This is a genomic window from Robertmurraya massiliosenegalensis JC6, from assembly GCF_000311725.1.
In the GTDB taxonomy this organism is placed as follows: Bacteria; Bacillota; Bacilli; order Bacillales; family Cytobacillaceae; genus Robertmurraya; species Robertmurraya massiliosenegalensis.
The window spans coordinates 138,608-151,347 of sequence record NZ_HE978516.1 but is presented as its reverse complement, the minus strand read 5'-3'; the positions used below and the strand labels follow the sequence as shown (position 1 = coordinate 151,347).

Sequence of the window (12,740 nt, the reverse complement as noted above, 5' to 3'; positions counted from 1 at the left end):
GATGGAAAAATTATACTTAAAACCCATATAAAGTAACTTCTATATACCCTTGTGGATATTTTTGCAATGCTAATGGAGAAATTCCGCTTAATTAACAAATATCATCAAAAATAGCTTTTATAAGAGAAGAAATTCCGCTTATTGGCTCAAAAATTGTAAAAATAGGTGATTTTCCATTGTATAAGCGGAAAAACTTCCCTTATTTTCCCCACGACCATTATTTAACAGGAAATTTGCCGCTTAACATAATTGAAATCAACAAAAAAGCAAGAAGAGAAAATCTCCTCTTGCTTTATTTTATGGACTTTTAGCCAGTTCTTCTTTATTGGTTGTTGTCGTCATTATCCCCTTGAGGAGATTTTTTAATTTCCTTAATGAGTTCATCAAGAGCGTATTCCACTTTTTTGCTATCAGAATCCATTGTTGCGTAGCTCTCCACATTTTTACGTAACGCAGTATTATCCGTCACATAAATATCAAACCAACGAGGCACAACAGACATAGCGGTTTTTTTTACCTGATCGGCAGCTAGATTGCGGTTTTCTGTTTCTGTAGCATACACGATTATGACTTCTTCTCCAGTTACAAGGGTAGAAACGTCGTCCACATTCGGGATATCGGTGCAAAGCTTACTAATTGTATCAGCCGTTTTTTCTCTGTCCATGGCCTCATAATGATCATTTGATACGTTTGAACCCATAATAGGTTCTTTTTGATGACGTACATAACCGAAGTCCTCAGATTTATTTTTGCCGTTTTTATTATAAATATCTGCCCGTTGATCATTAACGTTAATCGTGTTTCCACTTTTGTTATAAAGCCCTTCGACTGCAGCATCATCATTGTTACATGCAGTGATTAGAAACAAGAAACTAACACTAATAAATAGGAATATTTTATTCATGATCTACACCTCCACATTTGTAGTATGAGCAATAGTTGAATTTTTTTTCTTAGTAATTTAAGCAAATTTGCAAATTGCACTTATTGTGAAAAAGATGGAAGACAGTATATAATGGAAACATAGTGTGTCAAAAAGAGGTGATGGGTTTGATCAGCATCAATAATATAAACTACGAGATCATTGAAGAAAGAGGAGAAGGCTTTAACGAAGAGGCTTTCCAAGGCAGATATAGTGATATTTTAAGTAAATATGATTATATAGTAGGTGATTGGGGTTATGGCCAGCTTCGCCTAAAGGGATTTTATGATGACAAAAATCAAAAGGCCACTTTCGATACAAAAATCAGTACGTTGACGGAATATATTTATGAGTTTTGTAATTTTGGCTGTTCATATTTCGTTGTGAAAAAAATTCAGGGATAAAGAGCGATCCAGTGCGGGACACGGATCGCTCTTTATCCTACTCGTCTTCTTTGTCATGAATCGGATGGGCTCCTTCCATTTGTCTTGGCATATCTTCATGCAGATTTCTGTTTTCATACGTAAATCCACTATTTGAGCGCTGTCCTTCTTCCCAAGAACCTACCTTATTTTTTACGGGCTTATTCTGATTAATCGGTGACCCATAGGGGCCGTCTGGAAATTCCTCAGTATTTAAAACTTCCCGTTGCTTTTCCACAGTTGAAAAATCTTGATAAGATTCATTCTCATTCATTTTGGTTCACTCCTTTTCTCCTATTATTCGCTTATTTTTGCAGAATAGAGAGGTAAGTTTTGCCCAAAAAAAGAGGCGTCCACTGTTGGGACAACCTCCTATTCTTTAAACAATTTCGTATAAAAATTGTCTCAGTTCCTCAGCATCTTCCTCTGATAATTGGAAAGCATATTCTAAATAACCCTCTTCTTTTAAATCATCTGGACCGATTATGGCAAATCGACTTCCTTGCATATCGAGGACAATTTGTTTTCCATAATGACGATCAGATTGTAGAATAGCTAAATCAAAACGATTATTTTCTCCCATAAAACTGACAAATCGTGTTTTTGTATCAATCAGATCATTATAAAGATAAAATCTTTCAGACATGATACCCCTCCTTTGATTCTAAAAACTATGTGAACATAAGTAAATGTGGTTTGCTCTCAAGATGATGATGAGTTTTTATGTAGCGGACTGTTTTCGTTTTACTACGCATCACAATAGAATCCGTTTCAGCTAGATCCCCGCCAAGAAAACGAACACCATTAAGCAACTCTCCATTGGAAACCCCTGTTGCCGCAAAGATGGCATCATCTCCAGAAACTAAATCATTTAATAATAATAATTGTCTTGGATCCGCAAGACCCATTTTGATACACCGAGCTTCTTCTTCCATATTAGAAGGAATTAATCGGGCTTGCATATCTCCACCAAGAGCTTTCAATGCAGCAGCAGAAATTACGCCTTCAGGAGCACCACCAATCCCTACGAATAAATCGACTCCTGTTTGCGGCAGGGCAGTAGCAATTGCTGCACCAACATCTCCGTCACCAAATAGCTTAACTCGGGCACCTTTCGCTCTGATACGCTCAATTAAGTCATCATGGCGCTCTCGCTCTTGAATAATAACCGTTAAATCTTGAACCCGCTTGTTGTTTGCATGTGCGACAATCTCAATCGTTTTTTCAATTGGATCGAGCAAGTTGATTTTCCCAGCCGCTTGTTTTCCAACAGCGATTTTCTCCATATACATATCTGGTGCATGGAGCAATGTGCCTCTATCAGCAATGGCAATAACAGCCATAGCATTATTATGTCCTTTGGCAACAATATTTGTTCCTTCTAATGGATCGACGGCAATGTCAACCATTGGTCCATTTTTCGTTCCAAGTCGTTCCCCAATATAAAGCATCGGTGCTTCATCTAGTTCTCCTTCACCGATGACCACGATTCCGTCCATATTGACAGAATCAAACATTTTTCTCATTGCATTTGTGGCTGCTTCATCTGCTTCGTTTTTCTTTCCTCTCCCCATCCATCCTGCAGATGCTAGGGCTGCAGCTTCGGTGACTCGGACAATTTCCAATGCTAGCTCACGTTCCAAAGCTTTTCCTCCATTCAATTCAGGTACATTAATCTTTGATGCCGGAAATCAATTTACTTCTTTATATTAACAAAAAAAAAGCCCTGCAAACATGCCTATTCGTGACAAATGATTCACAACTTTTTGAGATTGTATATCATAAGAAAATAGTAAACTTTCACATTGAAGGAAAATATACGCAAAAGCAAAATTGTGCTACAATAGCTTTATCACCGATGTGAACACTTGAGAGGATGGATCCCATTGGCTCACCTTAAAAAAATTGGTTCGAATGTTCTAAAATGGACAAAAATTGTATTGCCATTTAAAAGGTTACGCTATTTCCCCCCACAATTTATCGTCAGAAATCCTGTTGTTGAAGGGGTAAAATCAGCCTTTAAGCAAGGATGCGAAGTTGCAATATTAGTGTTCAACATTAATAATTTGAAAGAATTAAAATGCCAACTCGATGAAGACTACTATCATTCATTTAGTAAGGAGCTGAAAAGCATACTGCGCAAGGTGGTTCAACAAGAACTTTCTGATGATGATGTATTAGTCCTTCATGATCACTTTAGTGATGGCTTTACCTTATTTTTAAAAGTCGATCATAATCGAAGCTGTGTTGTAGAGATTGATGCGGCCTTGAGTAAAGTGACAAAAGAAGTTGAGGAAAAATTGAAGAAATCATTTCCTGACGTTGAACCACAATTTGAGTCAGGTTATATGTTTATCGAAAAGAAAAATTATTCGATTCAGGAAGCTATTTATAAAGCCCATCAACAAGCCCTAGCTATGGCTGAAAAAAGGGTCGATACTGAATTTAATGAAATGCTATATATGATTCGAAAAATCGTTGCTAAAAAAGACATTCGCCTTCTTGCCCAGCCCATAATAGATGTTGAATCAAAGGCGATTCGGGCATGGGAAATGCTGACACGTGGGCCAAAAGATACGCCCTATGAGAGTCCGTTAACTTTATTCTCAGTCGCAAGGCAAACCGATTATTTGTATGATTTAGAGATGATTGTGTTAGAAAAAACGTTTGAGCAAATTCATAAAACGGCTTGTAAACATGCCATTTTTGTTAATTTCACACCCATATCTTTAGGAAGTAAAACGTTTATTCGGGATTTGAATAAATTGTTGGAACGATATAAAAACATTCCCCCAAGCCAATTTACGATTGAAATAACAGAACGTGATTCAATTGAAGGGATTGAACTCCTTCTAGATAACATTAAAGCATTACGTATGATGGGGTTCCAAATCGCAGTGGACGATACGGGCTCTGGTTATGCTAGTCTAAATACGATTAGTGCCATTATGCCTGACATTATCAAAATTGATCGTTCTGTTATCCAAGATATTGATAAGAATTCTGTCAAGGAATCAATGCTAAAAGGATTATTATTAGTAGCAAAAGAAACAGGTTCTCTTGTAGTTGCTGAAGGAATTGAGAATGCTGGAGAAGCGTCCGTGTTGTCAAGGAATAATGTTGACCTTGCTCAAGGCTATTTCTTTGCTAAACCAGATTCCTTACAAAAAAGCTTAGCTTCCTGTTAACTTTTTTATGAAAGGATTGGAGCAAATGTATTTTGTTGATCGGGAGAAAATAGAGAACATATTAGGATATGTAGAACAGCAATTATCCCTTTTTGAGGAAAAAAAAGAATGGGAAACGGCAATTGAAAAAGCAGCCCTTGAAAGGGTATGTCATACTGTGATTGAAGGCATCTTAGATGTTGGGAATGCAATGATTGACGGTTTTATTATGCGAGACCCTGGAAGTTATGAAGACATCATCGACATTTTAGAGGATGAAAAAGTCATTACCTTTGAAATGAGCCAAGGCTTAAAAGGAGTCCTATTGTATCGTAAAATGCTCGTGCAAAATTATACAGAAATTGAACATGAAGATCTTCAACATGCATTTCATCAACAACTTGAAACATTGAAAAAGTTTTCACCTAATGTTCAGCAATATTTACTCAATGAACTTGGACCGGTATCAGCCTTTAGAAATTAAAACAAAAGGCTATTTTCGCAAACATTGTTGCTATTCTTGATAGGAGAATAAAGGCCTAAAATCTCATTTGAAGCCGACATTTACGAAAAAACCACAACCATTAGGAAAACGAAACACAAACAAGCGCTCTTGTAGGGGCGCTTTTGCATTTTTGCAAATCCAGTGAGACAATATGAGTGATTCTTTGTAGGAGTGAGAAAAGTTGACCAAATATAAAGGTTATTTGATTGATTTAGATGGAACGATGTATCGAGGAACCGAGCTGATTGAAGAAGCGCGAGATTTCGTAAAAAAACTTCGGGAGTTGAATATTCCCTACCTATTTGTTACCAATAATTCATCGCGAACACCTGCACAAGTTGCTGATAAATTGAGAGCTTTTTCGATCCCGACGGAGGACGAGCAGGTTTTCACAACAAGCCAAGCAACGGCAAATTACGTATACAATCTTAATAAAGATGCTTCAATCTATGTCATCGGAGAAGAAGGGATTCGAACAGCAATTTCTGAAAAAGGATTTCGTTTAGCTGAGGAGAATGCAGACGTTGTCGTCGTCGGAATTGATCGGGAAATTAGTTATGAAAAATTAACAGTCGGATGCTTAGCGGTGAGAAATGGTGCCACTTTTATTTCTACGAATGGAGATATAGCGATCCCAACAGAAAGAGGATTGCTCCCTGGAAATGGTTCTCTTACTTCAATTATTGCGGTATCCACACGAACAAAACCGATTTTTATTGGCAAACCAGAATCAATTATTATGGAACAAGCACTTGCCGTTCTTGGAACGACTTTGGAAGAGACGATTATGGTCGGTGATAATTATGATACCGACATCTTAGCAGGAATTAATGCGGGAATGGATACATTATTAGTCCATACTGGGGTTACGAAGAAGGAACATTTACCTACTATTGACGTTAAACCAACATATATCGTCGATTCACTAGCAGATTGGGACTTTAAGTAAAAAGAATACTGCCTATATTGGCGAAAAATAAAAAGGCGAGAATGACCTCGCCTTTATATTCAAAAGTTATTCTGTATTCGCAGCACGATGGGCCAAGCGACTTGAAGCTGCGGCAGCAATCGCTCCAACAATATCATCAAGAAACGTATGGCATTTTCCGCTAGACTTATCATTGAGATCCGCTAATATGCCAGGCTTCATTTTATCAATAAACCCGTAGTTGGTAAATCCAATTGAACCATAGACGTTGACAATTGAGAAAGCCAAAATTTCATCAACCCCATATAGACTCTCATCTATCGCAAGCATTGACTGCAGAGGTTCCTCTAATAAACCTTTATCTGTTAGCATATCTAGCTGGATACCAGTTAAGATAGCATTTTGAACTTCCCTTTTTGAAAGCACCCGTTCAACATTCTCGATACAATCTTCCATCTGCAAATTTGGGTGATACTTTTCTTGAAGGTAATATACAAGGTCGGCAATATCTTGAATCTTAACGCCTCTCTCAGCCAACCACTTTCTTGCCGTTTCTTCTACAATATCCACATTTTTTTCTTCAGACATCTGCTTCACCCTTTTTAAAAATTTTATGTAAATCCCTAGTTGAATGTTCGATGTTGGTGGAAATTTCTTATTACGTTAGGATATGCACTACGATGTTGTTTTATCATCTTTGCATTTTGTAAAACTAAGTACATCATATCATTTCACTTCCTTTTTTGCATAAATCAAGCAAATGCTAACAAAAAAACAATATTCCAGCCCCAAAGACATATACATTTGATAAGGACAAATGAGGCGGTAGGTGAAAGAAGGATGCTTCAACAAATCATTCAACAATATTATGGAATTAGCATACAAGAGCAATTTAAGATAGGGCCATATGATGCATGTCGCGATCAGCAAAACCTATATTTTCTCGTTCCAGTTACAAATGTGGATGAATCAAGTCTTTCAGAATTGGAACAACTTGTGATACACCTTGTCAATTATGGAGATTCTTCCGTTTGCCAATTTTTAAAAACAAATGAAGGTGAAACATTTGTTGAATTGGAAAATCAACGCTTTTGTGTGTTACGGAAGGATGCAACTGAACGGGCAATTAAAAGAGTCGGCCGGAAATTAGCGAAGTTTCATTACAGGGGTAGGACGGTTCCTTTTGAAGTCAAACATATCAGTCGAATTGGTATGTGGAAATCATTCTGGGAACAAAGACTAGATCAGATGGAGAAGGTTTGGAATGAACAATTATTTCAGCATCCAGAAAACGATTTTGTGAGATTGTTTATAGAATCTTTTCCCTATTATATGGGACTTGCGGAAAATGCCATTCAATACTTAAACGATACGGAGCAGGATGACGAACCGCTTGCTGTTGATAGTGGAACGGTCTGTCATCTTCATTTTTCTCCGAGAACATGGGGAGACAGCGGAGCATTGCGAAATCCATTTGACTGGGTGTTTGATCATTGTTCGAGAGATTTAGCGGAATGGACCCGAGAACGATATTTTCAAAATATAAAAACGTATGAACCTGATATACGCCAGTTTTATCAGGACTATGCCAGTGTTTCCACTCTTTCTTCATTTTCATGGAGGCTACTATTTTCACGCCTCTTGTTTCCACTTCATTATATGGATTGTGTGGAAGAATACTATATTACCTCATCAGAACAAGTGAAACTCATGCAAGAAGAAAAACTAAAAAAAATATTAGGGCAATCTCAGGAGTATGAAATGTTTTTAAGAGACTTTTTCACACTTGCAGGAGCACCGATAAGACGCTATCAAATTCCAATTGTAGAGTGGCTAGCAAAATAGCCACTCTTGTTTGTGTTTACCGCCAATAACTAAAGAATGGATTGAGGTGATGGGAAAGCTGAACCTTAGAATACTTGCAACGAAACTACACAATCTCCCAAAACGAGCGTACTTTCAAATGCTGGAAAGATTTTTAACTAAACCTAAACCATCGGGAAAGGATGTCACATGAGGGGTTCATGAAACAAGGTTTGCGGTAGGCAGAGCGGAAAGGATGTTTCGTGGAGCATATTCTTCTCTTAACTTTTTGATGGGAATTCTTGGAGTAATGATTGTAAAAAAGTATAATGAAAATAAGAGTCTTCCTTTTTCTATTGAGCGACTGGAAATTAGGGAAAAACAAAAATACAAAGGAGCAGCAGATGAAACCATTCGTTTATATTACAAGAAAATTACCAGAAGAAGTAGTGACACCATTACGTGAAAAATACGAAGTGAAAATGTGGGATAAAGAGGACGTTATTGTTCCACGCACGGTTCTTTTAGAAGAAGCAAGTAAAGCTGATGCTTTATTGACGATGCTGTCTGATCAAATTGATGAGGAATTACTTTCTGCTGGGGAGCAATTAAAGGTCGTGGCTAACTTAGCAGTAGGATACGATAATATTGATATTGAAGCTGCTACAAAACGTGGAGTAACGATCTGTAATACTCCAGATGTTTTAACCGATTCAACAGCAGACCTAACATTTGGATTATTGATGGCAGCAGCAAGAAGAATTGTAGAAGGGGCAGAATTTATCAAGGCAGGCCAGTGGAAAAGTTGGAGCCCACTTCTTCTTGCAGGATATGATATTCATCATAAAACAATTGGAATTGTTGGAATGGGAAGTATTGGTTCGACTGTTGCCAAAAGAGCGACAGGTTTCGATATGGAGATTCTATATCATAATCGTTCACGAAAAATGGAAGTTGAAAGCGAGTTAGGCGCTACATATTGCTCATTTGATGAATTAGTTGAACGCTCTGATTTTATCGTCTGTTTAACCCCTCTGACAGCAGAAACGAAAGATCTCTTTACGAGAGATGTCTTCAAACGTATGAAAAAGACAGCTGTTTTTGTGAATGCTTCGCGAGGACCTGTCGTAAATGAGCAAGAGCTTTATGAGGCATTAAAAGAAGGTGATATTGCTGCTGCAGGATTGGATGTATTTGATAAAGAACCAATCGATGAAACACATCCTTTATTAACACTCTCAAATGTCGTGGCCATACCTCATATTGGCAGTGCGTCAATTGAAACAAGAATGAAGATGATGAATCTTTGTGTTGAAAATATCGATCTTATTCTCTCAGGGCAAGAACCGAAAACGCACGTAAATAAATAATCTACAAAATAAATAAAGCAGCCCAATATTGGACTGCTTATTTTTATTGAAAATGGGGGCAAAGCTCTCTACACACTGATTTATTGATTGTAACATTTATAAAAATGAATAGTAGTCTTGTTTTATGTAAGAGATTATGAGCAAAATGTAACCGTTTTAGTAGAAATAAGTTATCCCCAGAACAGTAAGAAAATTATGCGAACTGTGAAAATTTGGGGTATACTAGACATTAAGATTTTCGATCAATTCGAAAAATTCTATTGTAAAATAAGTCAACTCCCTCTATAATGTCTACTATATAAATACAATTGTCTTTTTAAGAAGAACACAACAGGAAGGGGATCAAAATGGAACCAATATCAATCGGATTATTAGGTCTTGGGACGGTCGGTTCAGGAGTGGTGCAGATTATTGAAAATCATCAAGAAAAACTTATGCATCAAATTGGACGCCCGATTCAGATAAAAAAAGTACTGGTAAAGGATATAAATAAGGAGAGGGCGGTAACGATTGATAAGGAGCTCTTGACCACCAATATTGAAGATGTTATAAACAGCCCCGAAATTGATGTTGTGATCGAAGTAATGGGTGGTGTTGAAGAAACAAGAAAAGCGCTCATTCAGGCTCTCAAAAATAAAAAGCATGTCGTAACAGCTAACAAGGATCTGATGGCGCTTCATGGTTCTGAGCTTCTTTCATTTGCGATTGAAAATGGTTGTGATCTCTTCTATGAAGCCAGTGTAGCTGGCGGGATTCCAATTTTAAGAAGTTTAGTAGATGGGTTATCATCTGATCATATAACAAAAATGATGGGAATCGTGAATGGCACAACCAATTTTATTTTAACGAAGATGAGTAAGCAGGGGAGTGCGTATGAAGAAGTTTTAAAAGAGGCGCAACAACTCGGCTTTGCAGAAGCAGATCCAACTTCAGATGTGGAAGGCTTAGATGCCGCAAGAAAAATGGCGATATTGGCGACGCTTGGTTTTTCCATGAAGATTGACTTGGACGATGTTAGAGTTCAAGGGGTTACGACGATAACTGAAAGGGATCTTGAATATGCCAAGCAGCTTGGCTATACCATGAAACTGATAGGAATCGCTCAAATTGAAAATGATAAAGTCGAGGTAAGTGTCCAACCAACTTTATTAGCCGATACACATCCGTTAGCAGCGGTAAATGATGAATATAATGCTGTTTATGTATATGGAGAAGCTGTCGGAGAAACAATGTTTTACGGCCCTGGAGCAGGAAGTCTGCCAACGGCAACATCGATTGTTTCTGACTTAGTCGTCGTATTGAAAAATATGGTTCTGGGAGTTAATGGGAAAAGTATCATCTCACCACAATATGAAAAGAACTTAAAAGATCGCAATGAAATTCTCTCAAAGTATTTCTTAAGATTTCATGTTAAAGATAAAGTGGGCGTGCTTGCCAATATTACGACGATTTTTTCTGAGCAAGGAGTAAGCTTCGAGAAGATACTTCAGCTCCCAGTGAAGGAAAAAGGGTTATCAGAAATCGTCATTGTCACTCACTCAACATCCCTTGATGATTTTGAAGGGATTTTAGCGAAATTAGAAGTATTACCATCGGTGCACCGAATCAAGAGCTCTTATCGAGTAGAAGGGAATGGCCATTCATGAGGTGGAAAGGGTTATTAGAAGAATATCAAGCATTTTTACCAGTGAATGAAAAAACACCAAAACTAACCTTAAATGAAGGAAATACCCCTTTGGTCAAGCTTGAGCGACTTTCAGAAGAATGGGGAGTCGAACTCTATGTCAAGACCGAAGGAACGAATCCAACCGGGTCATTTAAAGACAGAGGAATGGTCATGGCAGTTGCCAAGGCGAAGGAAGAAGGCAGTGATACGGTCATTTGTGCCTCAACAGGGAATACGTCAGCTGCAGCTGCTGCGTATGCTGCGAGAGCTGGGATGAGATGTATAGTTGTCATTCCTGAAGGGAAAATTGCGATGGGAAAGCTCGCACAGGCCGTTATGTATGGGGCAGAAATTATTTCAATTGAAGGCAACTTTGATGAGGCATTGAAAATGGTTCGGAATATTAGCGAAAAAGAACCTGTTACCCTTGTTAATTCAGTAAATCCCTATCGGTTAGAAGGGCAAAAAACGGGGGCGTTTGAAATTTGTGATCAGCTTGGTGGAACTGCACCTGATGTGTTAGCCATCCCAGTTGGGAATGCGGGCAATATTAGTGCATATTGGAAAGGGTTTAAAGAATATGATGCTGTGAAACAGACAGGGCTACCGAAAATGCATGGATTTGAAGCAGAGGGCGCAGCGGCGATTGTTCATAACCGTGTCTTTGAAAATCCAGAAACGATTGCGACTGCGATTCGAATTGGGAATCCAGCGAGTTGGCATCTCGCAACTGCTGCGGCAGAAGAATCTGCTGGAACGATTGATGAGGTGAGTGATGATGAGATTATCGCCGCTTATAAAAAAGTCGCCAGTACAGAAGGCGTTTTTGCAGAACCGGGGTCATGTGCATCAATAGCAGGAGTGTATAAGCATATTCAAAATGGGAAAATTGCCAAAGGAAGTAAGATCGTGGCTATTTTAACAGGGAATGGTTTAAAAGATCCGAATACGGCCATTGAGTATAGCACGATTAAGCCAGTTCTACTTCCGAATGATGAGGAGGCCGTGGCGCATCATATTCGGGGAGTGGTTCACTCATGAATGAATATGACATGGTGACGATTCGAGTTCCTGGAAGTACTGCTAATCTTGGACCGGGCTTTGATTCGATCGGATTGGCGCTGAATTTATTTTTATCCTTAGAGGTAGAGCGCTCCAACTCCTGGGAAGTAGTCATGGAGTCAAAGGAGTTAGAGGTATTTCCAACTGATGAGAGCAATTATATTATCCAGATTGCTTTAAAAACGGCTGAGCTTTTTCACACAAGCTTGCCGTGCTGTAAGGTCAAAATGTTCAGTGATATTCCTTTAGCAAGAGGACTGGGCTCAAGTGCTGCAGCCATAATTGCTGGGATTGAACTGGCCAATGTCATGGGCAATTTGAAATTGACAAATGAAGAAAAATTCAAGATTGCCACTGAAATTGAGGGACATCCAGATAATGTCGGAGCATCATTGTTTGGGGGGCTAGTTATTGGCTGTCAGAGCGATGATGAAGTAGTGGCTGTTGTCGATCATACGATAGATTTCGATTTAATAGCAGTCATTCCAAAACTTGAACTTCTTACAAAAGATGCACGTAATGTTCTTCCATCTGAACTCCGCTTTTCCGAAGCGGTCAAGGCAGGAGCAATTACCAATGTGATGGTGGCGGCATTCCTAAATAAAGATTACGCATTAGCGGGGAAAATGATGAAAAAGGACTTATATCATCAGCCCTATCGAAGGAAATTAGTCCCTCATTTAGCTGAAATAGAGGAGTTGGCTTATAAATCCGGTGCATTCGGTGTTGCCTTAAGTGGAGCAGGACCAACCGTTATTTGTTGTTGTGAAAAAGGGAAAGGGAACGAGCTTTTAGGCATTTTAAAGGAGTTAGACTTAGGTATGTCTTGCTGCCAACTGGAAATTGCTCAAGAAGGCAGCAGTGTACATGTGCAAAAATATGTATAAAAAAAAGC

The 12,740-nt window shown here is 38.5% G+C and carries 14 protein-coding genes; 9 read left to right on the top strand and 5 right to left on the bottom strand.

The window, feature by feature from the left end; translation table 11 throughout:
* Positions 1-322: 322 nt before the first annotated feature.
* The gene (locus BMSHG_RS19630) at positions 323-904 is read right to left on the bottom strand and encodes a YhcN/YlaJ family sporulation lipoprotein (protein WP_019156179.1); all 582 of its coding nucleotides are present in this window, start codon (positions 902-904) and stop codon (positions 323-325) included.
* Between the two features lie 146 nt (positions 905-1,050).
* Between BMSHG_RS19630 and BMSHG_RS19625 the strand changes: the two genes are divergently transcribed.
* Positions 1,051-1,326, top strand: a complete 276-nt coding sequence (locus BMSHG_RS19625; RefSeq protein ID WP_019156178.1) for a YutD family protein — start codon at positions 1,051-1,053, stop codon at positions 1,324-1,326.
* Positions 1,327-1,363: 37 nt separating this feature from the next.
* Here BMSHG_RS19625 and BMSHG_RS19620 read toward each other — a convergent pair whose 3' ends face one another.
* From BMSHG_RS19620 to glpX, 3 genes are all read right to left on the bottom strand, one after another.
* Complete coding sequence (locus BMSHG_RS19620; protein ID WP_019156177.1) at positions 1,364-1,618, bottom strand: hypothetical protein; 255 nt, start codon at positions 1,616-1,618, stop codon at positions 1,364-1,366.
* A 105-nt stretch (positions 1,619-1,723) separates the two neighbouring features.
* Positions 1,724-1,990: a DUF3055 domain-containing protein gene (locus tag BMSHG_RS19615; RefSeq protein WP_019156176.1), complete on the bottom strand. Its 267-nt coding sequence runs from the start codon at positions 1,988-1,990 to the stop codon at positions 1,724-1,726.
* A gap of 25 nt (positions 1,991-2,015) precedes the next feature.
* Entirely contained in the window at positions 2,016-2,987 is a 972-nt protein-coding gene (glpX, locus tag BMSHG_RS19610; protein ID WP_019156175.1) for a class II fructose-bisphosphatase, read from the bottom strand.
* Between the two features lie 243 nt (positions 2,988-3,230).
* On the opposite strand from glpX, the gene BMSHG_RS19605 reads away from it, so the two are divergent.
* The 3 genes from BMSHG_RS19605 to BMSHG_RS19595 all read left to right on the top strand — a co-directional run bounded on the left by BMSHG_RS19605 (position 3,231) and on the right by BMSHG_RS19595 (position 5,965).
* A complete protein-coding gene (locus BMSHG_RS19605; RefSeq protein ID WP_019156174.1) occupies positions 3,231-4,532 on the top strand; it encodes an EAL domain-containing protein in 1,302 nt (433 codons plus the stop codon).
* Positions 4,533-4,557: 25 nt separating this feature from the next.
* On the top strand, positions 4,558-4,995 hold the full coding sequence (locus BMSHG_RS19600) for a DUF86 domain-containing protein (RefSeq protein ID WP_019156173.1): 438 nt from the start codon (positions 4,558-4,560) through the stop codon (positions 4,993-4,995).
* Between the two features lie 202 nt (positions 4,996-5,197).
* The gene (locus BMSHG_RS19595) at positions 5,198-5,965 is read left to right on the top strand and encodes a TIGR01457 family HAD-type hydrolase (protein WP_019156172.1); all 768 of its coding nucleotides are present in this window, start codon (positions 5,198-5,200) and stop codon (positions 5,963-5,965) included.
* Positions 5,966-6,031: 66 nt separating this feature from the next.
* Here the strand turns inward: BMSHG_RS19595 and BMSHG_RS19590 are convergent, their stop codons facing one another.
* Complete coding sequence (locus tag BMSHG_RS19590) at positions 6,032-6,532, bottom strand: phosphatidylglycerophosphatase A family protein (protein WP_019156171.1); 501 nt, start codon at positions 6,530-6,532, stop codon at positions 6,032-6,034.
* A 252-nt stretch (positions 6,533-6,784) separates the two neighbouring features.
* On the opposite strand from BMSHG_RS19590, the gene yutH reads away from it, so the two are divergent.
* From yutH to thrB, 5 genes are all read left to right on the top strand, one after another.
* Positions 6,785-7,789, top strand: coding sequence for a spore coat putative kinase YutH (gene yutH, locus BMSHG_RS19585; protein ID WP_019156170.1), 1,005 nt, complete (start codon positions 6,785-6,787; stop codon positions 7,787-7,789).
* A gap of 362 nt (positions 7,790-8,151) precedes the next feature.
* Positions 8,152-9,117 (top strand): 2-hydroxyacid dehydrogenase, encoded by a 966-nt coding sequence (locus tag BMSHG_RS19580; RefSeq protein ID WP_019156169.1) that lies wholly within the window; start codon positions 8,152-8,154, stop codon positions 9,115-9,117.
* 347 nt (positions 9,118-9,464) lie between these two features.
* Positions 9,465-10,763, top strand: a complete 1,299-nt coding sequence (locus BMSHG_RS19575; protein ID WP_019156168.1) for a homoserine dehydrogenase — start codon at positions 9,465-9,467, stop codon at positions 10,761-10,763.
* On the top strand, positions 10,760-11,824 hold the full coding sequence (thrC, locus tag BMSHG_RS19570) for a threonine synthase (protein WP_019156167.1): 1,065 nt from the start codon (positions 10,760-10,762) through the stop codon (positions 11,822-11,824). The genes BMSHG_RS19575 and thrC overlap by 4 nt, the downstream gene beginning before the upstream one ends.
* Positions 11,821-12,732: a homoserine kinase gene (thrB, locus tag BMSHG_RS19565; protein ID WP_019156166.1), complete on the top strand. Its 912-nt coding sequence runs from the start codon at positions 11,821-11,823 to the stop codon at positions 12,730-12,732. The genes thrC and thrB overlap by 4 nt, the downstream gene beginning before the upstream one ends.
* Positions 12,733-12,740 lie beyond the last annotated feature (8 nt).

What these genes read in the sequence shown, in the direction of transcription:
- BMSHG_RS19630 (WP_019156179.1), bottom strand. Translation starts at nt 904, where the DNA reads ATGAATAAAATATTCCTATTTATTAGTGTTAGTTTCTTGTTTCTAATC.
- BMSHG_RS19620 (WP_019156177.1), bottom strand. Translation starts at nt 1,618, where the DNA reads ATGAATGAGAATGAATCTTATCAAGATTTTTCAACTGTGGAAAAGCAA.
- BMSHG_RS19615 (WP_019156176.1), bottom strand. Translation starts at nt 1,990, where the DNA reads ATGTCTGAAAGATTTTATCTTTATAATGATCTGATTGATACAAAAACA.
- BMSHG_RS19600 (WP_019156173.1), top strand. Translation starts at nt 4,558, where the DNA reads ATGTATTTTGTTGATCGGGAGAAAATAGAGAACATATTAGGATATGTA.
- BMSHG_RS19590 (WP_019156171.1), bottom strand. Translation starts at nt 6,532, where the DNA reads ATGTCTGAAGAAAAAAATGTGGATATTGTAGAAGAAACGGCAAGAAAG.
- yutH (WP_019156170.1), top strand. Translation starts at nt 6,785, where the DNA reads ATGCTTCAACAAATCATTCAACAATATTATGGAATTAGCATACAAGAG.
- BMSHG_RS19580 (WP_019156169.1), top strand. Translation starts at nt 8,152, where the DNA reads ATGAAACCATTCGTTTATATTACAAGAAAATTACCAGAAGAAGTAGTG.
- BMSHG_RS19575 (WP_019156168.1), top strand. Translation starts at nt 9,465, where the DNA reads ATGGAACCAATATCAATCGGATTATTAGGTCTTGGGACGGTCGGTTCA.
- thrC (WP_019156167.1), top strand. Translation starts at nt 10,760, where the DNA reads ATGAGGTGGAAAGGGTTATTAGAAGAATATCAAGCATTTTTACCAGTG.
- thrB (WP_019156166.1), top strand. Translation starts at nt 11,821, where the DNA reads ATGAATGAATATGACATGGTGACGATTCGAGTTCCTGGAAGTACTGCT.